26 protein-coding genes are annotated in these 25,531 nt (G+C 39.2%); 13 read left to right on the top strand and 13 right to left on the bottom strand.

Annotation, left to right across the window (positions count from 1 at the left end):
* Positions 1-224: 224 nt before the first annotated feature.
* A complete protein-coding gene (locus MICAI_RS19180; protein ID WP_008206065.1) occupies positions 225-1,529 on the bottom strand; it encodes a hypothetical protein in 1,305 nt (434 codons plus the stop codon).
* Between the two features lie 198 nt (positions 1,530-1,727).
* Between MICAI_RS19180 and MICAI_RS19175 the strand changes: the two genes are divergently transcribed.
* Positions 1,728-2,156, top strand: coding sequence for a hypothetical protein (locus MICAI_RS19175; protein WP_002798813.1), 429 nt, complete (start codon positions 1,728-1,730; stop codon positions 2,154-2,156).
* Between the two features lie 107 nt (positions 2,157-2,263).
* Here MICAI_RS19175 and MICAI_RS24495 read toward each other — a convergent pair whose 3' ends face one another.
* Positions 2,264-2,581: a hypothetical protein gene (locus tag MICAI_RS24495; protein ID WP_008206062.1), complete on the bottom strand. Its 318-nt coding sequence runs from the start codon at positions 2,579-2,581 to the stop codon at positions 2,264-2,266.
* Positions 2,582-3,437: 856 nt separating this feature from the next.
* Between MICAI_RS24495 and MICAI_RS19165 the strand changes: the two genes are divergently transcribed.
* Positions 3,438-3,911 (top strand): CRR6 family NdhI maturation factor, encoded by a 474-nt coding sequence (locus MICAI_RS19165; protein ID WP_008206060.1) that lies wholly within the window; start codon positions 3,438-3,440, stop codon positions 3,909-3,911.
* Positions 3,912-4,005: 94 nt separating this feature from the next.
* A complete protein-coding gene (locus MICAI_RS19160; RefSeq protein ID WP_008206058.1) occupies positions 4,006-5,214 on the top strand; it encodes a 4-hydroxy-3-methylbut-2-enyl diphosphate reductase in 1,209 nt (402 codons plus the stop codon).
* 467 nt (positions 5,215-5,681) lie between these two features.
* Here the strand turns inward: MICAI_RS19160 and MICAI_RS27605 are convergent, their stop codons facing one another.
* Positions 5,682-5,867, bottom strand: coding sequence for a hypothetical protein (locus MICAI_RS27605; protein ID WP_008206056.1), 186 nt, complete (start codon positions 5,865-5,867; stop codon positions 5,682-5,684).
* A 4-nt stretch (positions 5,868-5,871) separates the two neighbouring features.
* The gene (locus MICAI_RS19145; protein ID WP_008206054.1) at positions 5,872-6,717 is read right to left on the bottom strand and encodes a hypothetical protein; all 846 of its coding nucleotides are present in this window, start codon (positions 6,715-6,717) and stop codon (positions 5,872-5,874) included.
* Positions 6,718-7,175: 458 nt separating this feature from the next.
* On the opposite strand from MICAI_RS19145, the gene bchL reads away from it, so the two are divergent.
* From bchL to MICAI_RS19105, 7 genes are all read left to right on the top strand, one after another.
* Entirely contained in the window at positions 7,176-8,045 is an 870-nt protein-coding gene (bchL, locus tag MICAI_RS19135; protein WP_002773281.1) for a ferredoxin:protochlorophyllide reductase (ATP-dependent) iron-sulfur ATP-binding protein, read from the top strand.
* A 254-nt stretch (positions 8,046-8,299) separates the two neighbouring features.
* Complete coding sequence (locus tag MICAI_RS25235; RefSeq protein WP_008206049.1) at positions 8,300-9,052, top strand: DUF5331 domain-containing protein; 753 nt, start codon at positions 8,300-8,302, stop codon at positions 9,050-9,052.
* 30 nt (positions 9,053-9,082) lie between these two features.
* Entirely contained in the window at positions 9,083-10,483 is a 1,401-nt protein-coding gene (locus MICAI_RS19125; protein ID WP_002740797.1) for a ferredoxin:protochlorophyllide reductase (ATP-dependent) subunit N, read from the top strand.
* A gap of 289 nt (positions 10,484-10,772) precedes the next feature.
* Positions 10,773-12,065 (top strand): AAA family ATPase, encoded by a 1,293-nt coding sequence (locus MICAI_RS19120; protein WP_008206046.1) that lies wholly within the window; start codon positions 10,773-10,775, stop codon positions 12,063-12,065.
* Position 12,066: 1 nt separating this feature from the next.
* Positions 12,067-12,711: an RloB family protein gene (locus tag MICAI_RS19115; RefSeq protein ID WP_008206044.1), complete on the top strand. Its 645-nt coding sequence runs from the start codon at positions 12,067-12,069 to the stop codon at positions 12,709-12,711.
* Between the two features lie 111 nt (positions 12,712-12,822).
* On the top strand, positions 12,823-13,626 hold the full coding sequence (locus MICAI_RS19110; RefSeq protein ID WP_008206042.1) for a nucleoside phosphorylase: 804 nt from the start codon (positions 12,823-12,825) through the stop codon (positions 13,624-13,626).
* 333 nt (positions 13,627-13,959) lie between these two features.
* Positions 13,960-14,361 (top strand): hypothetical protein, encoded by a 402-nt coding sequence (locus MICAI_RS19105; protein WP_008206040.1) that lies wholly within the window; start codon positions 13,960-13,962, stop codon positions 14,359-14,361.
* A gap of 79 nt (positions 14,362-14,440) precedes the next feature.
* Here the strand turns inward: MICAI_RS19105 and MICAI_RS19100 are convergent, their stop codons facing one another.
* The 7 genes from MICAI_RS19100 to MICAI_RS25465 form a co-directional block, all read right to left on the bottom strand.
* The gene (locus tag MICAI_RS19100; RefSeq protein WP_008206038.1) at positions 14,441-18,577 is read right to left on the bottom strand and encodes a CHAT domain-containing protein; all 4,137 of its coding nucleotides are present in this window, start codon (positions 18,575-18,577) and stop codon (positions 14,441-14,443) included.
* Between the two features lie 125 nt (positions 18,578-18,702).
* Positions 18,703-18,924 carry a type II toxin-antitoxin system HicA family toxin gene (locus MICAI_RS19095; protein WP_002790990.1) on the bottom strand — a complete coding sequence of 74 codons (222 nt, stop codon included), beginning with the start codon at positions 18,922-18,924 and terminating at the stop codon, positions 18,703-18,705.
* Complete coding sequence (locus MICAI_RS19090) at positions 18,914-19,120, bottom strand: type II toxin-antitoxin system HicB family antitoxin (RefSeq protein ID WP_002740815.1); 207 nt, start codon at positions 19,118-19,120, stop codon at positions 18,914-18,916. The genes MICAI_RS19095 and MICAI_RS19090 overlap by 11 nt, the downstream gene beginning before the upstream one ends.
* 352 nt (positions 19,121-19,472) lie before the next feature.
* Complete coding sequence (locus MICAI_RS19085; protein ID WP_002737909.1) at positions 19,473-19,787, bottom strand: HigA family addiction module antitoxin; 315 nt, start codon at positions 19,785-19,787, stop codon at positions 19,473-19,475.
* A gap of 9 nt (positions 19,788-19,796) precedes the next feature.
* Complete coding sequence (locus MICAI_RS19080; protein WP_008206034.1) at positions 19,797-20,078, bottom strand: type II toxin-antitoxin system RelE/ParE family toxin; 282 nt, start codon at positions 20,076-20,078, stop codon at positions 19,797-19,799.
* A 476-nt stretch (positions 20,079-20,554) separates the two neighbouring features.
* Positions 20,555-20,767, bottom strand: coding sequence for a type II toxin-antitoxin system HicA family toxin (locus tag MICAI_RS19075; protein WP_002759169.1), 213 nt, complete (start codon positions 20,765-20,767; stop codon positions 20,555-20,557).
* Complete coding sequence (locus MICAI_RS25465) at positions 20,760-20,966, bottom strand: type II toxin-antitoxin system HicB family antitoxin (protein ID WP_039900529.1); 207 nt, start codon at positions 20,964-20,966, stop codon at positions 20,760-20,762. Before MICAI_RS25465 ends, MICAI_RS19075 begins: the two co-directional genes overlap by 8 nt.
* 446 nt (positions 20,967-21,412) lie before the next feature.
* Here MICAI_RS25465 and MICAI_RS19060 point away from each other — a divergent pair, with 446 nt between their 5' ends.
* Positions 21,413-21,859, top strand: coding sequence for a DUF29 domain-containing protein (locus tag MICAI_RS19060; RefSeq protein WP_008206031.1), 447 nt, complete (start codon positions 21,413-21,415; stop codon positions 21,857-21,859).
* A 46-nt stretch (positions 21,860-21,905) separates the two neighbouring features.
* Here MICAI_RS19060 and larC read toward each other — a convergent pair whose 3' ends face one another.
* Entirely contained in the window at positions 21,906-23,156 is a 1,251-nt protein-coding gene (gene larC, locus MICAI_RS19055; RefSeq protein WP_071989084.1) for a nickel pincer cofactor biosynthesis protein LarC, read from the bottom strand.
* Between larC and MICAI_RS19050 the strand changes: the two genes are divergently transcribed.
* Positions 23,133-23,774 (top strand): L-threonylcarbamoyladenylate synthase, encoded by a 642-nt coding sequence (locus MICAI_RS19050; RefSeq protein ID WP_008206028.1) that lies wholly within the window; start codon positions 23,133-23,135, stop codon positions 23,772-23,774. The two genes, larC and MICAI_RS19050, sit on opposite strands and share 24 nt — an antisense overlap.
* Before the next feature lie 315 nt (positions 23,775-24,089).
* Entirely contained in the window at positions 24,090-24,500 is a 411-nt protein-coding gene (locus tag MICAI_RS19045) for an Hsp20/alpha crystallin family protein (protein ID WP_008206026.1), read from the top strand.
* Positions 24,501-24,558: 58 nt separating this feature from the next.
* On the opposite strand, the gene hpf is transcribed toward MICAI_RS19045, so the two are convergent.
* Entirely contained in the window at positions 24,559-25,158 is a 600-nt protein-coding gene (gene hpf, locus MICAI_RS19040; protein WP_008206024.1) for a ribosome hibernation-promoting factor, HPF/YfiA family, read from the bottom strand.
* Positions 25,159-25,531 lie beyond the last annotated feature (373 nt).

The raw sequence follows: 25,531 nt of genomic DNA, 5'->3' as shown, positions 1-25,531 counted from the left end.
GCCAAAGCAGGAGTCGGTCGTCAGGAAATAGGGTGATAGGGTGGTAGGGTTTTGGGGTGATAGGGTGATGAGACAGCTTCCCCACTTCCCTACTTCCCCACTTCCCTACTTCCCTACTTCCCCACTTCCCTACTTCCCCATTTCCCCACTTCATAATTCATAATTCATAATTCCCACACCCCACACCCCACACCCTACACCCCACACCCTCTTTCAAGCAGGAGTCAGGAATCGGGCGATTCTAAGCGTTTTTGCCATTCTCGATCGATTTTATCCGAGCGCTCGATCTCTTGTTCGAGATAGTCTTGATCGGTAGAATAACTAATATCAGCATCTGTAATCACTTTTTGGTCAGCGAATTGACGAGAGTAGGCCAGTTTTTGCTCTAATTCAGGATTATTTTGTGCTAATAGATCTGCTCTTTTTTCTCGCTGTTGATTGCGTTGATTAACCCGCTCATTTCTCCACTGTAAAAAGAAATAACGACCGAGGGGAATCCCCAAAAAAGCAGCGGCATAACTGAGGAGAAACCCGTAGATTCCTGTGACTATCGACCCCAGAGAACCGCTCAAATCGACACTATCACTGTTGAGCAAATATCCTAAAACTAAAGCGAGGATAAAGTTAACCGCTCCTAAACCTAAAGCTAGGATAATTTGACCACTATCCGCTTCGCTAAACTTCCAGCGTTTTTCCCTTAGATAGGGCGAAACTGTTTGTAATTTTCTCTGTTTGGTTGTCACCTGTAGATCGGGAAAATAATAGATAATATCGCCTCGATCGGACACTTGCGGCAACCCATTAAAACGAGTTAAAACTGGGAGTATATAATCTTCTGTCTCCTCCTGACTGGGGGTAATACTATCGAGATAGGGGGCAATTTGTGGAGCGATAATCGAGCCACGATTATTTTGAATTACTTTACCGATAGTTTGCCAGCGTCTCTCCTCTAAATTAAAATTAGGATCGCCATCGCCAAAAAGAAAAGAAAAAACTGACTCGAGAAAATTCATCTTACTAGGGGGTTTTTCTGCCTTAACTTCCCGATCTCTTTTTTCGTAGTAGTTATTACCAAAATCGGGATAAAAAATCCAGAAAAAGTCCGTGGGAAAGAAGTTAATATTAATGTTGTTATTTCCCGAATTATTATCCGAGTCACTATCTTTAAACATTGAGGCTATCAGGATCGCCAGAATAGCAAACAAGAGGATTAAAATCGAAATAATTAAAACAATGCCGAAGGAAATACGAATAATATAAAAAACCACTTGCCAGATTTTACTGGCGAAAGCTTTTAACTGCAATTGCCAATATTTATTCAGAAGAATCGAGCGAAAATTTTCGGGAAAAAGATAGATAATCTCCCCCGTGTCTGCTACCTGTAAATGTCCCCCCGCTTCCGCAGCTAAAACTAATAATCCCTGTTGTGCAGCGTTAATCTCTAAACCCGATTTTGCCGCCACATCACCCACCGTAACCCGATAGCCTAATTTTTCGATCGATTGCAATAGAGACTCTTGGGGATTCATAGAAAATACTGTTCCTGTCGATTGTCCTCTTTTCTAGTTTAGTTTTGATTGTGTCTTTTTGGCAGCGGCTATCTGGATTGACAGGCGCGGCATTTTGGACTCGATCGAGAAAATATCGTTATAATTGTTCCAATAGTCGCAAAAAGCAGGGCTAAACTGTATAAATAGTTACTTTATAAGCAATTATCAGAGGTGAGCATGAATGCGTCGGAACAGGCAAAAGGATTAGAATTAACGGCGAAGATCGCCACACTCGTCAACCTGTTTAAACAACAATTCCCCGATGCAAAGGCAGATCTGAAACCTTGGCGCAACGATCCCCACACAAGGGAGTTAACGGATCCCGACTCGATCGATATCGCTTTCCATTTTCCCGGTTGGAGTCCCAGAATTCAAGGGCGCAGTATTCTGGTACAAATTCGTTTTCATCTCGATAGCGAGGATCAGCATCAGCGTTTGATTGGCTTAGAAATGCAGGCTTTTAACCATCAAGGAACCGCTTGGCGACTATCTACGGTGGAAAATTGGCAATTAGTCGGCAATTATCAACCTTCTGCTAAGGTGGCTGATAAGTTAAAATATTTCAGCCGGCAGGTGTTTGAAGTTTTTAAAAATGAGCATCGATAAGGCTCTTTCGGCACTCTCGGCAAAAGATCGTTATTCGATCGAGATTAAATCGGTCATAATGTCAAGCTATAGGACTAATACTAAATCCGTTGACTATAGGCTACATATCAGGACAGGCAAAAGGCAAAAGAGAAATAGATAATCAGTCTTTGATAACTGGATTTAGTATAAATTAATTCTTGAAAGTGCTTCGCTTGAGCAGGAATTTTTAACATTTTTTCTGGTTGATCGTGAATCTCACTTTTTTGAGAAGGTTTACTGCTGCTCGTGGTTGTTTTAGAAATACTGATATTTTTAATGCTAACAAAGCGATATTGATAGTCCTGAAGAAAATCGGGTTGATTCCAAAATAAGCGTCCGATTTCACGACAATAGGAGACAAAGCATTTGGCTCCTGTTAATTGTTTAATTAAGTAGGTAGGCACAATTATTTGTAGGATGGGTTAGCGGTAGCGTAACCCATGCGGGCGTTGGGTTTCATGCTTCAACCCAACCTACGTTTATTTTATATTTAATTCCACCCACCTACTTATCGATGAATTAGAATCTCTGCTTTTCTTCATTTCTAAACAAAGGATAACTTTTTCATTAGTGGTATTAGCGATAATTATAAAATCTGCACGCTTACACTCACCTTTATCACCAGTAAAAAAACTCATCTAGCTTGATCACAATCACTCGATCGGGTTCAGGCATTCCACTAATCATCCCACCCTGTTTGAGCAAGTAGAGGACTTCTTTAAGACCGCCGGCTGGGTACTTTACCCCGACCTTCAGCCTAAGGGATGGATAATAAACCTCTTGCAAAAGTCAAAAAGTAATCAATCCTGATGCTGAAAGCATCTATTCTTCTTTCTGTTGCCTTTTGCCTTTTGCCTGTTGCCTGACTTCTGCAAGAAGTCTAATGATTATATGCTTACCCTGGGCCGCCTTACCTGCTTCCACTCAGGAGCTACAATCTAGCTGTCAATAGGCTTTGATACTAAATCTGGTTATTAAAAACTGATTATTTATTTCCCCTTTTGCATGAGTGCCTGTTGCTTTTTGCCTCCCCTCTATAAGTAGCCTATACTCAACGGATTTAGTATGAGATGCGCTTACCCTGGTAGGAGAAATCCAACCCTGGGGATTTTAGTCTGGTTTTCCTCTCTCGCTCCGGAGTGAGAGAATAGTCAAACTTAGTTTTTTTGTCCCGATTGAGAGTATTTTCTGAGATAGATCATTGTCGATCTAGGGATAAAAAACAGTAATTTTGCCCGATGTAACCTTTTATTTGCCCCTATGACTGTCAAAATCGCTCTTAAACCCAATCAAATCCAAAATCTCGATCTCTCATCTTTAGAGACTATTATTCAAGATTATCAGTCCCGATCAGCGATCGCCGAACTGGAACAAGCTCTACAATTAGAGATAGATTATCCTCGCGCGGAGGGTGATATGCGGGAATTATCGGAGATACCGGAAGTCAGGCTGTGGTTTTTGCGTTTGGATGCAGTTTATCCCTGGTTAATCTTTATTCTTGACCCAAAACAGGGAGAAATCGCCCGTTATGCTGCTATGTTGGTTCCCCATCAATTCCATCGTGGGGAAGGAATTCAATATAATCCCGAAGCTTTGGAGATTTTTGTGATGCAAAAACTCTTTATTTTGTCTGATTGGCTGAAAAGTCAGCAAATTCCTGCTTTATCTCGCTTAAAATTTTTCGCTCAACAGTTTGGTTACGATATCGACGAGGAATTTCTCTCTAGTCTCTAAAAGCCTCCTGGGCTGACTAGATAAGGTATCTTTAATATATGACAAGCTACTGTCTCGACCAATTTAGCGCCACCAATACCCCTATCAGAGAATCATGGATACAAAATCCTTTAAACGTACCCTACAGCAATCGGATAACTATAACCGCAAGGGATTCGGTCACAAAGAGGAAGTAATGGATGCGATGACCAATCAGTATCAAAGCGACCTGATCCAAAAAATTCGTGCAAATAATTATCGTTTACAACGGGGTGACGTGACGATCTATCTCGCTCAAGCTTTTGGTTTTTGTTGGGGGGTAGAACGCGCGGTCGCCATGGCCTATGAAACTCGTCAGCATTTTCCCCAGGAACGTCTCTGGATTACTAACGAAATTATTCACAATCCCTCGGTCAATCAGCGTCTGCGGGCCATGGCCGTGGGTTTTATTCCCGTCGAAAATGGCCAAAAAGACTTTAGTGTGGTGGAATCGGGGGATGTGGTGATTTTACCCGCTTTTGGGGCTAGTATTTCGGAAATGCAAATACTTAACGATAAGGGTTGCATGATTGTGGATACCACTTGTCCCTGGGTTTCTAAGGTGTGGAATTCCGTGGAAAAGCACAAAAAAAAGGACCACACTTCGATTATTCACGGCAAATATAATCACGAAGAAACGATCGCCACTAGCTCTTTTGCCGGCACTTATCTGATCGTTTTAAATTTGGCTCAAGCTAATTATGTCGCTAATTATATTCTCCACGGTGGCGATAAAAACGAGTTTTTAGAGAAGTTTAAAAATGCTCATTCCCAGGGTTTCGATCCCGATCGCGATCTAGATTATATCGGTATTGCCAATCAAACCACGATGCTTAAAAGTGAAACGGAGGAAATTGGCAAACTCTTCGAGCATACTATGTTGAGAAAGTACGGACCGATCGATTTTAAAGATCATTTCATGAGTTTTAATACCATCTGTGATGCCACTCAAGAGCGTCAAGATGCCATGTTTGAACTGGTGAAAGAACCGGTTTCTTTAATGGTGGTAATTGGCGGTTATAATTCCTCTAATACCACTCACCTACAGGAAATAGCGATCGAGCGTGCCATTCCCTCCTATCATATCGATAGTGCCGAGCGCATTCTCCCCGGTAATCGCATCGAACATAAACCTTTAGGGGGTGATTTAATCATCACCGATAACTGGTTAAATGAGGGAAAAATTGCCATCGGAGTTACTTCTGGCGCTTCCACTCCCGATAAGGTGGTAGAAGAGGTAATCGAGAAAATTTTTGCGCTCAAATCTTCTTTAGTCCCCGGTTAATTAGCCTAGGTGTGTTAGCCTTTGGCAATGGCTGCATCTCAATTTTGGAGAAATATCTATGGCTCACCATCAGTTATTTTTATCCGTGGGATTGCTGACAAATTGACCTTTGGGTTAATCATTATCAGTAGAACCGTTCGGCTCTTCTCGTTGGGTGTATCTCACATTTGCAGAAATACCGACTATCAGCAATTATCAGTGACTTTTAAATTATCACAGATATATCAGCAGCCGTCTGTAAGCATCCCACCGAAAAACTAATGCGCGAGGGGTTTGGGGACGGCGCTTGCGTCCCCAACGGGGGGTTTGGGGGGTAGAACCCCCCAAAAGCTTGGATTGAGTGATAAAATCGAAAGTAACGCCCGACTTTAGCAGAAAGTTTCCCCTTAAAAATCCCAACTTAGTGGATTTACAAAAATGAGATGTAGCCTTCTCGTTTCTGTCTGGAAGTAAGGTCCAATATTTTCCTAAAAACGGCGGGTTTTATCGATTCCGTAGATAAAACCCGTCACCACGGAAGAGAGAATTAATAACAAAATTAATCCTCCTGGTAAAAAAGATAATATTCCCATGCCGCGCAATATATAAACTAACACGGTCACTAATAGGAAACCGAGAAAAAGATACTTTAAATAGCTAGAATTTGAGCGCATTTACTTAGATTAACACTTCCTCTTGAGTTAAGTTTAACTTTTCGGCAATCATTGCCAGGATTTTTTCTTCCCTTTTTCCGTTACTGATAGATTCCAGTAAACGGCCATTGAGAATAATTTCTTCCCCGTTGGATAAGGTTAAAATAATCCGTCGGTAACTAGACCCTAAAAAGCCTTTGTAATCTTCTACCTTTGCTTCAACAATTCTCTCTAGAAGATAATCACTTTCGCTTCTAAAAATTAAATGTTGTCGCCTACGGGTTAGGGTAGCCTTGGCTTGATTAAAGACATAACTCTCCCGATAGCTGGCATCATAAAGTAACAACATACCAGACAATAAGCATAACATACCCCAAAGATAATAGCGATAATTATGGTGGTGTTCTAGCAGTGCTGAAAAGGTATCTAGGGGACTTTTGGCAATAATTTCCTGAGTTTGATATCTATTCACAAAACTCTCAAATTGAGTTTTAAAATCACTAGCTGACTGCACATCTCGAAAATTCTCGATGTAGAGATAGTTATTTCTTCCGACCAATAAAACCGTGTTATTAACAGTTTTTTTCTGCTCAACACTGATAAAAACTTCTTGATAGACAGCCGTAGCTTTAATGTGAGTTAAAGAAAAATTTTCCCGACTAGAAACAGGAAAATTATACTCTTGGACATATTGACAATCTATCCTTTTTGTGCCTAACCTAATGCAGTCAAGATAAGCGCGCTGGAAAGAAACCACATAGGCTAAAAACAGCAAAGGAACCCCAGCCAGAAAAAAACCGAGAAAAGGACGATATTTAGGAGCCTTATTCTCTAATAAGAGTGTAGTCAGCGTTTTTTGCTTAACTCGCATGGGAAACCCTAGAGGTACTTTCCTGTAATTCTACTACAGCCTTTCGGTATCCTTCTGGGGATTGATTTATTTAATCTGCTGACCAGGAAAATTGTAATGATTATTCACGAAAATCTGCCATCGGTCTCTAGACTGCCTCTATCTTGACCTTTTTTGTCCCGGTTTGCCACGGTAAAACCCTGTTTATCGAGTTTTTGTAAAGCTTTGGTGGTTTTTTGCTTATTGTTTGTATTTAAAGTAAATGTATAAACAAAGCTGTTTTTATAAGTTTTTATCAATTTCAGAGACTCTATAAGCTCTAAAAAATTATTAAGCTAATTTTTAAGCTTTAAATCTCACTCTAGCTATAGCAGATAAAAATTGAGCCTCTTTCCAAGGAGTGGGGAGATGGTCAATAATTGCAATCAAAGCACTGATAAACAAACTCACCATTCAAGCGCACATTTAGGAGAACTTCCATGCCTTTAACACTCGCAGTCTACGGAAAAGGTGGCATCGGTAAATCGACAACAAGCTGTAATATTTCGGCCGCTTTAGCCAAAAGAGGCAAAAAAGTCCTACAAATAGGCTGTGACCCCAAGCATGATAGCACTTTCACTCTCACCGGCTTTCTTATTCCCACAATCATCGATACCCTGCAAGAAAAAGATTTTCACTACGAAGACATCTGGCCCGAAGACGTTATCTATGACGGTTACGGTGGTGTCAAATGTGTGGAAGCGGGTGGCCCTCCGGCCGGTGCCGGTTGTGGCGGTTACGTCGTCGGGGAAACGGTAAAATTATTAAAAGAATTGAACGCTTTTGATGAATTTGACGTGATTTTGTTCGATGTTTTGGGGGATGTGGTCTGTGGAGGATTTGCCGCTCCCTTAAATTACGCCGATTACTGCATAATTGTCACAGATAACGGCTTTGACGCTCTTTTTGCCGCCAATCGCATCGCCGCTTCCGTCCGCGAAAAAGCGCGCACTCATCCCCTGCGACTAGCCGGATTAATTGGCAATCGCACCTCAAAACGGGATTTAATTAATAAATATGTGGACCATGTTCCCATGCCAGTGTTAGAAGTTTTACCCTTAATTGAAGATATTCGCGTCTCCAGAGTTAAAGGTCAAACTCTCTTTGAAATGGCCGACAAGGATCCGATGTTAAGTTACGTTTGTGACTATTATCTCAACATTGCCGATCAGATTTTAGCCAAACCAGAAGGAGTTATTCCCAAAGAATCTGCCGACCGGGAGTTATTCACTTTATTATCGGATTTCTATCTTAATGCCGATAAACCCAAAGTTAACGCCGAGGCGGAATTAGATCTAATGATGGTTTAGATTATTTTGTCGGGTGGGTTAGCTACAGCGTAACCCACCAAAACCCACCAATAACCACCAATAAACTCTTTTTCTGGGTGGGTTACGGCGAATAATTAACTTATTAGTTAATAGCCTAACTTATCGTCGCCTAACCCACCCTACCCACTGGGTGGGTTACGGCGAATAATTAACTTATTAGTTAATAGCCTAACTTATCGTCGCCTAACCCACCCTACCCACTTATTAGTTAATAGCCTAACTTATGGGACAAAATGAGCAACTTTGAGGAATTAAAAGCCACCTTACCGAGGCAATGGTTAGATTACTACCAAAATAATCAAGCTTGGATTAAGTGTTTAATGAATTCCAGAGGCTGGTGGCGAAAAACTCCCGACGGTGGTAAACGTCCCAGTGCTGACATAATTATAGCGGCAGCAACAGCCTTAGAACCTAAGTTATCAGTGTGGATGTATCCCTTTTGTCAACTTAGTTCCGATGGGGACAAACTGGTAGAAGTCTTAGGACTAAATTTTGATTCTGAAAAAAAGGAGTTGGAAAAATCGGAAAAAGAATTACTGATGTCTAATTCGCACACTGAATATCTCAACGGATTCCGAGAAAAACAATTATCAGTCGAAAAAAACAAAGTAATTATTGTCGAGGAATTGCAAGAAATCTTACCAGATAAATGGTTAGATTACTACCAAAATAATCAACCGTGGATTAAGTCTTTAATGGATTCTAAAGATTCGTGGCGAAAAACTCCCGACGGTGGTAAACGTCCTAGTGCTGACATCATTATAGGTGCAATGACCGTTTTAGAATCTCAATTATCAGTGTGGATGTATCCCTTTTGTCAGCTTAATTCCGATGGGAACAAACTGCTAGAAGTTTTAGGATTAAATTTTGATCCTGAGAAGAAACAACTAGAAAAAAAAGAAAGAGAATTAAGTAATTCTTTATATCCTACTGAGGATCCTGTACTGCAAAAAATCCGCCAAGAGTTACAACGAGAAAGGCTGTAAATAAACCAATTTAAAGGAGAACCTAAAAACATGACTGCCACTCAAGAACCGAGCGCTTTACAATTTGATTGTGAAACCGGCAACTATCACACCTTTTGTCCGATTAGCTGTGTTGCTTGGTTATACCAAAAAATCGAAGATAGTTTCTTCCTTGTTATCGGCACAAAAACCTGTGGTTACTTCCTGCAAAATGCCATGGGGGTGATGATTTTTGCTGAACCACGTTATGCCATGGCTGAATTAGAAGAAGGGGATATTTCCGCTCAACTAAAAGACTACGAAGAATTAAAACGCCTCTGCTTACAAATTAAACGAGATAGAAACCCTAGCGTTATCGTTTTTATCGGTACTTGTACCACCGAAATCATCAAAATGGACTTGGAAGGATTAGCGCCGAAACTAGAGTCAGAAATCGGTATTCCTATCGTGACAGCACGCGCTAATGGTTTAGATTATGCCTTTACCCAAGGGGAAGATACCGTCCTCGCTTCCATGGTGCATAAATGTCCCGAAAAAGTTAAGCACGAAGATGAAAAAGAAGAACGGAATGCCATCCAGAAACTCCTAACTTTTGGACGTAAAAAAGAAGAAATTAAACAGGAAGAATCGGAATATAAAGACCATCCTCCTTTAGTTTTATTTGGTTCCGTTCCCGACCCAATTGTGACCAATTTAACCCTAGAATTGAAAAAACAAGGAGTTAAAATTGATGGTTGGTTGCCGGCCAAACGGTTTACTGAATTACCAGTAATTGAAGAAGGTTATTATGTCGCTGGTGTCAATCCTTTTCTATCACGAACTGCCACCACTTTAATGCGTCGTCGTAAGTGTAAATTAATTGGCGCACCCTTTCCCATCGGTCCGGATGGAACCCGCGCTTGGATAGAAAAAATCTGTTCTGTTTTGGGAGTACAACCGCAGGGATTAGAAGAAAGAGAGGCAAAAATTTGGGAAAGTTTAGAGGATTATCTGCAACTTGTGCGCGGTAAATCGGTCTTCTTTATGGGGGATAATTTACTAGAAATTTCTCTGGCACGTTTCCTAATTCGTTGCGGGATGACTTGTGATGAAATCGGTATTCCCTACATGGATAAACGCTACCAAGCAGCCGAATTAGCATTACTAGAAAAAACCTGTAATGATATGGGTGTTCCCATCCCGAAAATCATCGAAAAACCTGATAACTACAATCAGATTCAGCGCATTTACGAGTTAAAACCCGATTTAGTGATTACGGGAATGGCCCATGCAAATCCCTTAGAAGCGCGGGGAATTAACACTAAATGGTCGGTAGAATTTACTTTTGCTCAAATCCACGGTTTTACCAATGCGCGAGATATTTTAGAATTAGCTACTCGTCCCCTGCGTCGCAACAATAACCTCAAGGAATTGGGTTGGGACAAGTTAGTTAAAGAGTCAGCAAAAGTGTAAATTTGTTTTCAAAAGGCTACAATCATCAGGTAAGGAAAATTAATTCCTTACCTTTTTTCTGTGATTGTTTGCCGATTCTGAGGACAATTCTTGTTCAAATGCTCAACAAGTGCATAAAATAAGTAGGTGGGTGGAATTAAATATAAAATAAACGTAGGTTGGGTTGAAGCATGAAACCCAACGCCCGCATGGGTTACGCTACCGCTAACCCATCCTACAAATAATTGTGCCTACCTACTTAAAAGTATCGTCTCCTTTATTCCTTAGAGACTTTTAGGGTTAATATGCAATGCTCATCGGATTTAGTGTCGGCAATTATCGCTCTTTTAAAGATGTAGTAACTCTCAGTATGGTAGCGGCAGAGGATGCCAACGGTAATGATGAGCTTGATAAAAATAATGTTTTTAAGGTTAATCAACAATTTAGTTTACTTAAAAGTGCCGCTATTTATGGAGCAAATGCCAGTGGTAAGAGTAATTTAATTCTGGCATTCAATTTTATGCGACGGTTTGTCATGAATTCTGCAAAATTACAAATCACTGACAAAATAGATGTGGAACCCTTTAGATTAAGTACCGAAACTGTTGATAAACCATCCTTTTTTGAAATAGTTTTTCAGCTAAAAAATAAAACTTATAGATATGGATTTGAAGTAACTCAAAAGCGAGTAGTTTCCGAATGGTTATTTTGTACACCCAGAAGTCGTGAAACTAAAATTTTTAATCGGCAAGGCGATAAAATAGAATATAGCAAAAATATTGAACAAGGTAATATACTAAGAGGATTGACCAAAAAAAATACTCTGTTTTTATCACTAGCGGCTCAATTTAATAATTCTCTAGCGGTGGAAATTGTCTCTTGGTTTAGTCACTTAGGTGTTGTGTCTGGGTTAGATGTGGAATTATTAAAAGCGATTACGCTTGAGCATCTTTCTAATAGACAAAATTTGATTGATGATGTGACTAAGTTAATTAAAAAATTAGATTTAAGTATTGACAATCTCAACCTAGAAACAGAAACCAGAAAAATTTCCTTAGACAGTCTCCCGCAAGATTTACCGGATGTTGTCAGAAATATAATCAGTCACTCTAGCGGTGAAATAAAGTCCGCTACCATAAAAACCTATCATCCAAAGTATGACTCAACAGGTAAAATGATTGAGTTAGAAATTTTTGATATGGACAAACATGAATCTGATGGAACTAAAAAGATTTTGGCTCTGTCAGCACCGATTTTAGACACTTTGCAAAGAGGGGAAGTTTTAGTAATTGATGAATTGGATGCCAGACTTCATCCTTTAATGACTAGAAGTATAATCGAATTATTTAATTCTCAGAAAACTAATCCCAAAAATGCTCAACTTATTTTTACTACTCACGATATTAATTTACTTAGTCATAAATTTTTGAGGAGGGATCAAATTTGGTTTACCGAAAAAAATCATCAAGGAGCAACAGATTTATATTCTTTGGTGGAATTTGCTGATATTAATAATAATGATACCCTTGAAAAAGATTATATTCAAGGTCGTTATGGAGCAATACCTTTTATTGGTGATTTAAGTACAATTATTGGTAATTAGTATGGGTAAAAATAGGAATACTTCCGATTATTTGCGTCGCCAAACTAAGACTAGAGAAACAAGAAAAAGATTTTTAATTATTTGCGAGGGAGAAAAAACTGAAGTTAACTATTTTAAGGCTTTTACTGTTCCTAAGAAAATTGAAGTTAGGGTGAAAGGTGAAGGTAAAAATAGCTTGAGTTTAGTCAACAAAGCTATTCAGATTATAGATAATCTAAAACAAGATGACTCATTCGATCAAATCTGGTGTGTTTTTGATAAAGATAACTGTTCTAAAGAGCAATTTAATCAAGCAGAAGGACTGGCTAAACAAAAAAATATCAAGATTGCCTATTCTAATGAAGCTTTTGAAATTTGGTTTATTTTACACTTTCAATATCTGGATATTGCCACATCCCGAAGTGAATACCCAAAAATTTTAAATACTCAGATGAAAAAGTGTAAATTATTAAACGAAAAAGAACAATATGCAAAAAATCGAGAGGATATGTACGAAAAATTAAAGCCATACCAGACAACAGCAATCACTAATGCAGCAAAACTTATTCAAGATAGAGATGAAGCCAAAAAACATCCTTTTGATGCCAATCCCTCAACCACAGTACACGAATTAGTGCAAGAACTTAACATCAATAGTCGTCCTTAAGCTTGATTCTCTTTTGTCAATAATTAAATATTTAATTTCAATTTAAACCTAAAGTTGTTATAATAACTAAAAGCCTATTTAACCAAAGTAACTGCTCTTAATTTGATTTAAATGTCCAATAACTTATCTCACCAAAAACCCTATCATCTCAACTTTAGCAGTGAGGATTTAGGCACGGCAAAACCGACTATCACCCTATTATCGGGGGAACCAGAACGCTCGCGCTATATTGCTGAAACCTATTTACAAAATGCACGTTTACTATCGGATTATCGCGGATTAAATAGTTATCTTGGCTATCTAGATAATTCTACCCCAATTCTTCTGGCCACCAGTGGCATGGGTGCGCCATCTTTGAGTATTGTGGTTAATGAATTAATACAGGTGGGAATTAAAACTATTATTCGTATTGGTACTTGTGGCGCAATTCAAAATAGAATAAAAATTGGTGATATTATTATCTCGCAAGCGGCTTTATGTAGGCAAGGTGCAGCTAATGATATTGCTCCTCCGGAATATCCCGCAGTGGCGGATCCTTTTTTAACAGTTGCTCTAGTCAAATCGGCTCAATTTTTGGGAGTAAATTATCATTTAGGTATTACCGCTTCTGTGGATAGTTTTTATGAAGGACAGGAAAGAATTGTGTCTTCTGCTAACCCTTATCTTCAGCGTCACTTAGAGGGAATTACGGAAGAATATCGACGTTTAAATATTCTCAATTATGAAATGGAAGCGGGAACTTTATTTAAAATGGCGGGGGTTTATGGATTTACTGCCGCTTGTATTTGTGCTGTGATTGCCGCAAGAAGTAAAGAGGAAGGGATTAGTTTAGAAAGCAAACAACAGGCCATTGAAAAAGCGATTCAGGTGGCAATATTGACCGTTAGCAACCTCTCCCTATCCTCAATTGATTAATGTTCAGAAATCATCTTCATTAAGACTTCCTCTTTTTCCTGACTTTCGGGATAACAGGAGATAAGTTTAGCGCGTAATTCTTGGGACAAAATAATTGATCGCTTTGTCTAAGTATGGTATATTAGTTTGCTCAAAAAAGTGTATTTTGTTGCGAATATGTAATGATTTTTGACAAAAGTAAATTATCACCCCCAAAAATTCGCTTCTTCCTAGTCTTCTAAGCTAATCTTGATGGGATTAACTTGCCATCGGTAAAGTCAAAACCTTTAGCGACGAGACGATTATAAGGTGAGATAATGGGAAAAAATTGGTTTTAGCTTTAAGAATCATATTATGTCAGACGCAACGCAGTTAACACCGGAAAAAATTGCTCAGTACCGTATTCAATTTGCGGACAATGAGAACGCTTTAATTGCACTTGATGTTATTGAGGAATGGGAGGGAGATTTAGCAGATGCTGCTGAGTCTATTGCCACTCGTAACGGGATTGAAGGGGTAGAAGATAATGCTGATTTTCGTTGGTTTGTTATTGTTCTTAATAAATGTCGGGATTCTATTTGTCAACCGAAGTTGCGAGAAAAATATTTACCCGCACTTATCCCTACTTTAACAGGTATTATTGTAGGATATTTGATGTGTCCTCCGCAAGTCGCGGGAATTTTATCTGCTATAGTTGCTGTTTATATTCAGGATCAAGGACTGGATAAATTTTGTCAAAATTATCCTGATTCTTAAATCAAAGTGATCCCCCCCAACCCCCCTTAAAAAGGGGGGAGAATACCTCAACTTAATTGTATTCTCAAGGAACAATAGATTAAACCCCTGTAGCGATAAATGCAGTCCAATAATAGGGATTGGCAAAGGGATAGGGTTCACGTTTAACCGCAGCTTCTAATAAGTCTTGGAATTTTCTTCTATCCCGTTTACTTTCAAAGACTCGATCGAGTAATTGCTGGAATTTTTGACTATTTTTAATTCTGGCTAATTTTTTACTGTTCAATGTTCTTAACCATGTTTGTGTATTATTTAAAACAATGGCAATACTCCCTTGATCTTGGATAGAAATCCGTTTAAGATCGTGATAAAATTTAGCCATAAATAACGTGGTTGCTAGGGGATCTACTGTCCAAAGGGTGCTAACGACACTAGAACTTCCTGCAAATAGAAAACCACTGGGTAAACCCACATATTCATCGCTAATACTATCAGCTTTACTTTCGATTATACCACTTTCACAAGCAGAAAAAGTGACTAAACGACATTCTCTTAAGTCAAATTTTTCAAATACTTCTGCTAGGGTTAGGTTAGCTAATTCTCCTAAGTTACCGTCTGGATCTGCTAACATTAAAGCGGAATCTCTAGGGGATTCATTATTAAATTTACCATGACAGGAAAAATGAATACAATGAGATTCTTGTAACTCTTGACGACGATTTTCTAGGGTTTGTTCTGATGCTTCTAATTCCCCAATAATAATGGTTTTTTCAGTGGCAAATCCTTGACTAATTCTCTCGATTTCTAGATTTGCACCTAAGAGAGGTTTTAGGTCTTTTCTGGTGGGGTTTTTAATGGCAAAAAGACGAGTAAAGTTTTCTCTCTGTGATAATTTTACCAGTTTTAAAAGTTGGCAACTGGGAACGTATCCTACACCTTTAGTAAAGCGTTGATAGAGAAATTGTCCATTTTTTAGGGGTAAACAATGAAGGGGAATAATATGTAAAAACCAATGGGGAATTAGGATGAGACGAGAGCAAGATTTAGGGATCAGTTCTAAAAGTTCATCAATGTGGAGAATTTCTGATAGTTGATTTAAACGAAAATTAAGATTATTAATCCACTCGGTTTTATTATTTTCATAAGCATCACGATAATTTTTAATAAAATTAATCAATTTTTCTCGATCTTCTGCTGAAGATTGCCAAACGTTTAATCCTTGGGAAGTAACAATAAACGCCATAATACTATCCCCTGCAATATACCATTCTAAGATGGCAGTATCTTGATCAATTAAGGATTGAATCTCACTTAGAGGAATGCTTTCAACCTTTTGAGTTAAGCTAAAAGTGGGGTCTATGGGAGTTATTTCACGGTCAATGAGTTGATTTAATTCTTGTTTTAAATGATTGAGGTGAGTATAGTCATTTAAGATGGGTTGTCTTTGTTGATCTAGGGTTAAAATTCCTCCCCTATTGCGGGTTTGTTCTTGGATGGCTAACTGTTGTTTTTCTCCAATAATGGCACGACGGAGGCGATCTAATTCGGTAATAATAGTTGGGGGGATATTACCTTTAGGATAGATATCTCGTTCCGTAAGCAATTGGACTAGATAGCGGGTTTTGCTACGTTCAACGTATTCTAAGGCGCAATCTTTTTGATTGAGGTTGAGATAGGATTGAACAATGCCATGATAAACATCCATTGCATCGGAGAGGATTTCTTGTTGTCGTTGGGGGTTTGAGGCTTCGAGTCGGATATTTTCTACTGCTTCGATGGCTAAGTTGTAGCCCTTGATGGCGGTTTCCCAGTCTTCGATAGAGTTAGCAGTATTTCCTAAGTTTCGTCCTGTTAGTAAACACTCTATAGGAAAAGCAGTCGGGGTATATACTTCTAAAGACTGGTTATAAGCATCAATAGCTAACTCTAGATTATCTGCCCTTTCCCCAAGAATGCGATCTCTATAAGCATTGCCCAGATTATTTTGTGACCTCGCCCAATATTCAGGAAAAGCTTCACGGGTATAGACTTCTAAAGATAGGTTAAAAGCCGCTATCGCTAACTCTAGATTATCTGCCCTTGTCCCTCTGATGCGATTTTGATAAGCATTCCCCAGATTATTTTGTGTCGTAGCCCATTCTTGTGGCAATGCGTCAAAAGTTCTCACTTTTAATGCTTCTGTATAAGCTAAGATCGCTTTTTCTAAATTGTCTGCTTTATCTCCTCTGATTCTGTCACTGTAAGCATTAGCCAGATTATTTTGTGTTGTTGCCCAATCATAAGGAAAAGCCTCAAAAGTTGTCACCTTTAATGCTTCTGTATAAGCTAAGATCGCCATTTCTAAATTGTTGGCTTTATCGCCTCTGATTCTATTAAGGTAAGCATTACCGAGATTATTTTTTGTCATTGCCCAATCATAAGGAAAAGCCTCAAAAGTTCTCACCTTTAATGCTTCTGTATAAGCCAAGATCGCCTTTTCAAGATTCTCTGCTTTATCCCCTCTGATTCTTTTAATGTAAACACTTGCCAAAGTATTTTGCGTAGCTGCCCAATTTTCAGGAAAATCCTCGAAAGTATATACTTTTAATACTTCTGTAGAAAAGGAGATCGCATCTTCTAAATTTTCCGTCTTATCTCCCCTAATTCTGTCAAGGTAAGCACCAGAAAGATTCTGTTTTGTCATTGCCCATTCATAAGGAAAAGCCTCAAAAGTTCTCACCTTTAATGCTTCTGTATAAGCTAAGATCGCCATTTCTAAATTATCTGCTTTATCTCCTCTAATTCTGTTAAGGTAAGCATTACCGAGATTATTTTGTGTCATCGCCCATTTATAGGGGGAATCGTCAAAATTCCAGACTTTCAGTACCTCTTTATAGGCCGAGATCGCTATTTCCAGATTCTCTGCTTTATCGCCTCTGATTCTGTAAAGGTAAGCAGTAGCCAGATTATTTTGTATATCTGCCCAATCTTGGGAGAAAATCTCAAAAGTTCTAACTTGTAGTGCTTCTTGATAATAAAAAATTGCTTGTTCGAGATTCTCTGCTTTATCTCCTTTAATTCTGTTATTATAAGCATTTGCTAAATTACTTAGCACACCTGATCGTTCATAAGGAAAAGCATCAAAAGTCCAGATTTTTAGAGATTCTTTCAAACTGGTAATTGCCGTTTCTAAATTGTCAGCTTTATTTCCTCTGATTCTATTAAAGTAAATATTGGCAAGATTATTATGTATCATTGCCCATTCATAAGGAAAATTTTCAAAAGTATAAACTTTTAATGCTTTTGTAAAAGCAGTAATCCCGCCTTCTAAATTTTCTGTTTTATCCCCTATAATTCTATTGTTATAAACATTACCAAGATTATTTTGAGTCATTGCCCATTCTTGAGGAAATGCTTCAAAACTATAAACTTTCAGTGCCTCCATACAATAGGTAAAGGCAAGTTCAAGATTTTCTGATCGATTCCCTTTAGTTCTGTTTGTATAGGCAAGACCTAATCCAATCATTGTTCTTGCCCAATCTTCGGCAAACTTTTCCTCGGTAAATACTTTTAAAGTTTCTTTGTAGCAAGAGATTGCTTGTTCCACATCATTAGTCTTCTTACCCGTGATTTTATCTAGATAAATAGATGCTATTATTTGTTTTGTCTTTGCCCATTCTATAGGAAAAGCATTAAAAGTAAGGTTAAATAAAGCTATTTCATAACCTTCGATGGCAATTTGTTTAATGGCATTTTTTTGTTTAAGAGTAATATTATTTGGTCTAAATTCTCTAATTAAATTGCTCAAATTAAAAGCATCTCTGGTAATATAATAAAATTGCTCAGTTGTAGCTTTTGCTAATGCCTGTCTTGCCCAGTCATGAAAAACTATGGCGAAGTTTTCATCTAATTTATCCAGATTTTGCGCTAAACAAGGATAAATCAAATGGGGGCTGGGATCATTCCATATTTTTCGCAATACTTCCATCAAAAAATTAAAATAGTCTTGATATTTCTCTATACTTCTCGCTTGAAGGTTGAGATATTGTCCCAACTGTTGCGCCATATTCCGTAACCGAGCCGCATGATTATTTCCTTGTTGTTCTAACTCTGTTGCATAGTTTTCCATCATATGCAAAAATTGGGGATCAATCAATTCCTGATTTGCTTGCAGAATCTTATTGAGTTCCTCATCATTAGTACAAGCAAGCAACTGTTCTATTAAATTAATATATGCTTGGGCGCGTTGTTCATTCATTGTCTGTACTGTGATTAGAATGATTGAATGAGGGACTATGATGTTTTTTGGCGGATGACTCTATGATAGGATGAGTCCCCTTGATATAGGGCGATTATGACACAGAATGCTATAGAGGATATTAACTATAAACGCTCAAACTCATCAACCCTTAATCCCGCTTGCCTTAAAATACTGCTAATTGTACCGATTGTTACCTCCTTATAACAGGGAACAATCGTTGTCATTTTTCCTTCGGGAGTATCCTTGGCAAACTTAACATGACTCCCCTTTTGACTAACAACTTCAAACCCTGCCGCTTCCAACTTGCGTTTAATCTCACGATAAGATAAAGGCTTAAGCGGCATTGATTTCTACCTCTATCTTCTGTAATCGGGGAATAACTGTCGCACAAGGCGGTTCAAAATGTAATTCTAAAGCCTCTTGCAGATTGTTTAACGCCTCGGTTTCCGTTTCCCCTTGACTAGCAACATCAACCTCTAAACATTGGGCAACAAACCAATTATCTTCTTGAAAAATTCTCGCTGTAAGTACCTGTCTCATTTTCACTTTCCTGATTGAGCTTTCCATGATTATAGGTCAGGCTAGAATGACAGTCAATTAAATAATCATATAGATCATGCTTTAGACTTCTACATAACAAGATTCTATACTTTATATCCCGTAACCAAGCAACAGGAGTATTATTTCTTTGTTCTTCTAACCCTGTTGCATAGTCTTCCATCATTGTCTGTACTGTGATTGATGTGATTATGTGATGGACTGTGATGTTTTTTGAGAGAGACCAACCTTATGATTTAACGTGATACAATAAATATTCGTGATTGTCAAGGGGGGTCGCTGCCAAATTTGTTTGATATATTCCAAGTTTCTGCCTTAGAACATATCAAACAAATTACTTTTCTGCACAAATAACTGTCATTACAGCAACTTCTTTGTCCAATTGATCTCCTATTTCATCTTCAACAACGTCCAGATCGTAATCCATTTGTAATCCCAGCCAAAATCGCGGTGACATATCAAAATAACGAGCTAACCGAAGAGCTATATCCGCCGTGATACACCGCTTTCCGTGAACGATTTCGTTAATACATTGTTCAGGAACTCCAAGAGCCAGAGCTATTTGATTCTGACTAAGGTTCATTGGCTTGATAAATTCCTCTAAAAGAACCTCACCGGGATGAATTGGCATTAGTTTATCTTCATTCATTATTTTACCTCAATGATAATCAACGATTTCTACGTCTAGAGCATCACCGTTTTGCCAGACAAAGCAAATTTGCCATTGATCGTTAACCCGAATGCTATATTGACCTTCCCTGTCACCAACCAGACGTTCCAATCGATTTGCTGGTGGGACACGAAGATCTTGCAGGGTTTCCGCACGATTAAGCATCCGCAATTTTCGCAATGCCACTTGTTGGATATCTAATGGCAATTTACGCGAATGTTTACGTTCAAAAACTTTTTGAGCTTCTTTATCTTTAAAGTTTTGGATCACTCTCTAAACAATTTCTTATCCTACTTTTAAGTATATGACGTAAGGATGATCCGATGGCAGAACTGGTTGGGGAACAGGCCAGACAGGGACTTCTGCGAATGCGTCTGGGGCCAAGATGACGCGACGACGAATGAGCGCGGTAGCCTTCATGTTGGATATACTAACAACACCTTAGCCTATTGTCAATGTCCCCAACAGTTAAAAACACCTCATATTCTTCTATATTTCTCGCTTGAGGGTTGAGATATTGCCCAAAGTTTTGTGTTAAATCAATCTGCATGGTTATTATTGTATCCTTATTATTCTAACCCCGTTGCATAGTTTTCCATCACCTGCAAAAATTCGGGATCGATCAATTCCTGATTTGCTTGCAGAATATTAGTTCGTTCCTCATCATCAGTACAAGCGAGCAACTATTCAATTAAATTAACATAAGCTTGGGGGCGTTTTTCGTCCATAACCTTAATCCGATGCTTTCACAAAAGTTTTTTAAATTCTTCAATAGACATTCCGGCACCTTTAATAATTGTTCCCATTGTATAAGCATTAATTGGATTAGCTCTGGGAATTGTTAAGATATGCTCTCCATCAGTCATTGTAATATGTTTACCCTGTCGAACAATCCTAAATCCTGCTTTTTCAAAGGCTTTAATGGCTCGTTGATGATTAATTCCGGGAAGACTAGGCATGATTTAATTCAACTTCCACATAACAAGATTCTACACCTTGATTCAATTCCTCGGCAACTTCTAAATAAGACACAATAGCATCTTGAATATTATTGAGAGCTTCTTCTTTTGTTGTACCTTGAGAAGCACAGCCTGGTAAACCGGGACACCAAACAGCATATCCTTCTTCTGTTTTCTTAAGACTGACTTTATACTGCATATTTTTATAATAATAATCGTTGTCAGTTATTATAGCACAGCCATCATTAATCTCTGCTTTTGCTTGTAATACCTCTAATAAAAACCCCTGATATTCCTCTATACTTCTCGCTTGAGGGTTGAGAAACTGCCCCAACTGTTGCGCTATGTTCCGTAACCAAGCAATAGGATTGTTATTTCCTTGTTCTTCTAACCTTGTTGTATAGTTTTCCATCACCTGCAAAAATTGGGTATCAATCAATTCCACAGAGTCAATATCACTGGCTGCTTGATACCTCCCCTGAACGGTTATAGTTAAGAGAGTGGTGCGTTACCACCCACTTCTAAGTAGGTGGGTGGAATTAAATATAAAATGAACATAGGTTGGGTTGAAGCATAAAACCCAACGCCCGCATGGGTTACGCTACCGCTAACCCATCCTACAAATAATTGTGCCTACCTACTTAAATGGGATATTATCAACTTTATGAAACTGATTTTAATTTGTGGATTGAGCAAACCGTAAATCACTTAAAAAAGGGCAATTTACAAGCCCTTGATTTAGATAACTTAATCGAAGAAATATCCGATATAGGACGTAATAATAGACGGGAGGTATTCAGTCGTTTAAAAGTTCTCTTGATGCACTTACTTAAATGGCAATATCAACCAGAAAAACGGACTAATAACTCGATAAATACCATTGATGAGCAAAGAGAACAATTAGAGCTTATTTTAAGGGATAGTCCTAGCTTAAAACCCTATTTAGCCGATATTTTCGCAGAATGTTATCAGAAAGCAGTGCGAGGGACGGTAAATGAAACTAATTTACCAAAAGAAACTTTTCCAGTTGATTGTCCTTTTACCCAAGAACAGGTTTTAAATTGGGATTATTTTCCTGAAAATAGCTTTTGAACAATGGATATGGCAGTTTTAGGAGAAAATCGCCCTGCTGTCAAGACTAATTTTTTTCTTGCCAAATAGCTAAGGCCATTTGATGAACAAATCGCCAAGGTAGATGATGCTGACGGGCAATTGCGGCACAATCTTCGTATTCTGGTTGTACGGTAATCGGTTGATTAATTGACTCTTTATAGGCAACTTTTAGCCGAATTTGTCCATAGACAGTATCGATCGATTGTATCTCTCTTTTTAAGATTGATCGCTCTTGAATCGTCCTTCTAATGCCTAAAGTTGTGGTTTCCTGAAAGATCATATTTTCACAAATAGCAATTTTATCCAAGGTACAAATTACTGTTAAAAGTATTCCCAAACGGGATTTTTTCATAGTAATTGCTTGACTAAATACATCCAAGACACCTGCTTGTAATAAAGCCTCGCTTAAGTAGGCGATCGCTTGCGGATTTAAGTCATCAATTTGAGTTTCTAAAACTGCCACGGTTTCAATTTCATCTAGCTTTTCTGGTGTTTTTTTCCCTAACCAAAGCCGGACAAGATTGGGAATCGGTAAATCTTTTGTACCTGCCCCTAAACCGACCTTTTCTAACTGCATTTTCGGGGGTTTACCGAAACTTTTAGCTAAAGTTGTCACAATAGCTGCCCCCGTGGGTGTTACCAACTCCGCTTCGATGCCATTACTATAAATTGTGACTTGTCGCTGGCTAAACAATTGTACTACTGCTGGCACGGGAACTGGTAAACGACCATGGGCGGCCTGAACTGTACCGCCGCCGGTGGGTAGAGAAGAACAGTATAATTCACTCACCGATAGCCAGTCCAAACCCAAACAAGTCCCGACGATATCAATAATGGCATCGGTTGCCCCAACTTCGTGAAAATGCACTTTTTCCGGCGCGATCCCGTGAACGGATCCTTCTGCGATCGCAAGTTGTTGAAAAACCGCTAAACTCCATTCTTGGACTTTCTGGGGTAAATTTGCCTGTTTAATTAAATTTTCAATCTCCGGTAAATGACGAGCGGGGGTATGATGATGATGGTGGTGATGATCGGCGGACTTCTCGGCAGTGACATCGACGTGAACCTTAGTAGCAATTTGACCGCGACGATGCACTTTTTCGGCCCTTAACTGATATTCATCCTCAATTCCTAAAGTTTTTAGTTGTGCAATCAGGTATTCTAAGGGGACTCCTAAATCTACTAACGCCCCTAAACACATATCCCCGGCAATTCCCGTGGGACAATCCCAATAGGCGACGATTTTGCTATCATGGCTACTATTTACTCTCTCCATCCGGAAAATCCCCAACAACGTTCTATCCAAGAAATCTGTCATGCCCTGAAAAATGGGGCAATTATGCTTTATCCTACCGATACCGTCTATGCGATCGGTTGCGATCTCAATGTGAAATCCGCCGTCGAACGAGTTCGCCAAATCAAGCAACTATCTAATGATAAACCCTTGACGTTTCTCTGTTCTTCTTTGTCGAATATTTCCGAGTACGCAGTGGTCAGCGATTATGCCTATAAGATTATGCGACGAGTTATACCCGGTCCCTACACTTTTCTCTTACCGGCGACTAAATTAGTGCCGAAAGTGGTGATGAATCCGAAGCGGAAAACCACCGGTATCCGGGTTCCCGATCACGTTATCTGTCGCACTATTATCGAAACCCTAGAAAATCCCATTATCTCTAGTTCTGCCCATCTTCCCGATGAGGAGGGAGATTTTCCCACCAAGGGATTAGAAACCCCTAGGTTATTCGATGCCCTCGATCATGTGGTTGATTTAATTATCGAAGATGGTTCGGCTCCCGGTTCGGAAGTGTCAACCATTGTTGACTTTACCAGCGATCAACCGGAGATTGTGCGTCAGGGTTTGGGCTGGCCGGAATTACAACAATGGTTATAACGAAGGCAGGAGTCGGGAGTCAGTATTCAGGAGACAGGAGATAGGAGATAGGAGATAGGAGATAGGAGATAGGAGATTATTTTTATTTATTCTTCCCACACCCCACACCCCACTTCCCCACACCCCACACCCCACACCCCACACCCCACACCCCACACCCCACACCCCACAACTTCCCACTGATAACTGATAACTGATAACTGTATCGGTTATTGCGACTTTTTATTTCCTGAAAACCGCCTTGTGTAAGCCCAGTTAGTTGCTTAAGATAGAGACAATCGCAGTCAGAGAAAACCTCTCAAGGAAATTATTACTATGGCTTTCACTCTTTATTCTCCCTTCCTAGAAATTAATTCTGTCCAACGTCAAATCGATCAACTTTTTCAAGAAGTATTACCGACAAATTCATCGGTATCTCGTCCCCCGGTGGAAATCTCTGTTAATGAGGATTCCGTGGAATTAAAAATCGAATTACCCGGTGTGGATATTAAAGATATCGATGTGGAGGTTAGCAAACAAATGGTGGCTATTAATGGGCAACGTCAACGCCCTGCCGAGGTGGAAAACAGCGAATTTTATTATGGTAAATTTAGTCGCTTGATTACCCTGCCAGTGGAGGTGCAAAATAGCCAAGTTACCGCTAACTATCAAGACGGTATTCTTTCTCTCACCCTCCCGAAAGCGGTGGCAGAAAAAAATAAAGTGGTGAAAGTTAATCTTGGTTAGATGAGAAAAAGACTGGAGAATTTCTCCAGTCTTTGGTTTTATTTGTAGTCGCTAACTGTTAATGGGGTTCTTTGCCATTTACGTTAACGGGACGAGGCTGAATAACACCAAAACCGCCGTGATTGCGTTGATAGATAACGTTGATTTCGTTCGTGTCTTTGTTGCAGAACATAAAGAAATCGTGATCGACTAATTGCAATTGTGTTAGTGCTTCCTCAATAGTCATCGGTGGCATGGCAAAGTATTTCATCCGCACTACTTCCGCAGGTAATTCGGGAGTGCGATCACCAATTAGGCTATCCTCTAAGGGTTTCTCTTGCACCACCTCGCTAGTTTTAACGGTGGCGTTGGTGCGATGATCCACCAATCTTTCTTTATACTTGCGGAGTTGACGAGCGATTTTATCAGAAACTAAATCAATACTCGCGTACAAATTTTCGCTTCCTTCTTGAGCGCGAATCACTGTTCCATTAGCATAAACCGTTACTTCCGCTTTGTGGCGATCAGGAATGCGTGCATTCTTTTCCACGGAGAGGTGAACATCCACTTTTGTGGTCATGCCGTTAAAATGTTTCACCGCTTTCTCCAGCTTTTGTTCCACATAATCATGAATAGCTTCGGTGACAGCGATATTATTGCCCTGAATCAATAGCTTCATACTCACTACTCCATCTAAAAATTTTGCTATAGACCGTCCACATCAACTATTTTTAAGGGATGTTGATGCTAGGAATTTAATCCTCAAAAATCTGCTCGATCGCACTGTTGTTAGAGGTCACAGTCTAGATATTGTCGGTGTTCTCTTTCTCTTTTTTTTGTCGGATCGTGCGGAAAATTCATCGGGTCGAGCGCCTATTTGCAACTGGATTTATCTACCTCTATTCTAACAAGTTTCTGCAAAGCTTCTCTTAACAGAAGTGCGAAGTTCTGTTAACTTTTATTTAAAGAAACCGATTTTGGCCGCCAGCTAGGGAATCCGGTGATTGTTTCTCCTGTGCGACGGTTAACATCCGAATAGATGGGATATCCTT

The organism is Microcystis sp. T1-4 (genome assembly GCF_000297435.1).
GTDB lineage: Bacteria > Cyanobacteriota > Cyanobacteriia > Cyanobacteriales > Microcystaceae > Microcystis.
The sequence above is the reverse complement of the archived record's forward strand: the minus strand, read 5'-3'. Positions and strand labels throughout refer to the sequence as shown.

Coding starts and splice junctions, on each gene's coding strand:
- MICAI_RS19180 (WP_008206065.1), bottom strand. CDS start 1,529: ATGAATCCCCAAGAGTCTCTATTGCAATCGATCGAAAAATTAGGCTAT.
- MICAI_RS19175 (WP_002798813.1), top strand. CDS start 1,728: ATGAATGCGTCGGAACAGGCAAAAGGATTAGAATTAACGGCGAAGATC.
- MICAI_RS19165 (WP_008206060.1), top strand. CDS start 3,438: ATGACTGTCAAAATCGCTCTTAAACCCAATCAAATCCAAAATCTCGAT.
- MICAI_RS19160 (WP_008206058.1), top strand. CDS start 4,006: ATGGATACAAAATCCTTTAAACGTACCCTACAGCAATCGGATAACTAT.
- MICAI_RS27605 (WP_008206056.1), bottom strand. CDS start 5,867: ATGCGCTCAAATTCTAGCTATTTAAAGTATCTTTTTCTCGGTTTCCTA.
- MICAI_RS19145 (WP_008206054.1), bottom strand. CDS start 6,717: ATGCGAGTTAAGCAAAAAACGCTGACTACACTCTTATTAGAGAATAAG.
- bchL (WP_002773281.1), top strand. CDS start 7,176: ATGCCTTTAACACTCGCAGTCTACGGAAAAGGTGGCATCGGTAAATCG.
- MICAI_RS25235 (WP_008206049.1), top strand. CDS start 8,300: ATGAGCAACTTTGAGGAATTAAAAGCCACCTTACCGAGGCAATGGTTA.
- MICAI_RS19125 (WP_002740797.1), top strand. CDS start 9,083: ATGACTGCCACTCAAGAACCGAGCGCTTTACAATTTGATTGTGAAACC.
- MICAI_RS19120 (WP_008206046.1), top strand. CDS start 10,773: ATGCTCATCGGATTTAGTGTCGGCAATTATCGCTCTTTTAAAGATGTA.
- MICAI_RS19115 (WP_008206044.1), top strand. CDS start 12,067: ATGGGTAAAAATAGGAATACTTCCGATTATTTGCGTCGCCAAACTAAG.
- MICAI_RS19110 (WP_008206042.1), top strand. CDS start 12,823: ATGTCCAATAACTTATCTCACCAAAAACCCTATCATCTCAACTTTAGC.
- MICAI_RS19105 (WP_008206040.1), top strand. CDS start 13,960: ATGTCAGACGCAACGCAGTTAACACCGGAAAAAATTGCTCAGTACCGT.
- MICAI_RS19100 (WP_008206038.1), bottom strand. CDS start 18,577: ATGAATGAACAACGCGCCCAAGCATATATTAATTTAATAGAACAGTTG.
- MICAI_RS19095 (WP_002790990.1), bottom strand. CDS start 18,924: ATGCCGCTTAAGCCTTTATCTTATCGTGAGATTAAACGCAAGTTGGAA.
- MICAI_RS19090 (WP_002740815.1), bottom strand. CDS start 19,120: ATGAGACAGGTACTTACAGCGAGAATTTTTCAAGAAGATAATTGGTTT.
- MICAI_RS19085 (WP_002737909.1), bottom strand. CDS start 19,787: ATGAATGAAGATAAACTAATGCCAATTCATCCCGGTGAGGTTCTTTTA.
- MICAI_RS19075 (WP_002759169.1), bottom strand. CDS start 20,767: ATGCCTAGTCTTCCCGGAATTAATCATCAACGAGCCATTAAAGCCTTT.
- MICAI_RS25465 (WP_039900529.1), bottom strand. CDS start 20,966: ATGCAGTATAAAGTCAGTCTTAAGAAAACAGAAGAAGGATATGCTGTT.
- MICAI_RS19060 (WP_008206031.1), top strand. CDS start 21,413: ATGGGATATTATCAACTTTATGAAACTGATTTTAATTTGTGGATTGAG.
- MICAI_RS19050 (WP_008206028.1), top strand. CDS start 23,133: ATGGCTACTATTTACTCTCTCCATCCGGAAAATCCCCAACAACGTTCT.
- larC (WP_071989084.1), bottom strand. CDS start 23,156: ATGGAGAGAGTAAATAGTAGCCATGATAGCAAAATCGTCGCCTATTGG.
- MICAI_RS19045 (WP_008206026.1), top strand. CDS start 24,090: ATGGCTTTCACTCTTTATTCTCCCTTCCTAGAAATTAATTCTGTCCAA.
- hpf (WP_008206024.1), bottom strand. CDS start 25,158: ATGAAGCTATTGATTCAGGGCAATAATATCGCTGTCACCGAAGCTATT.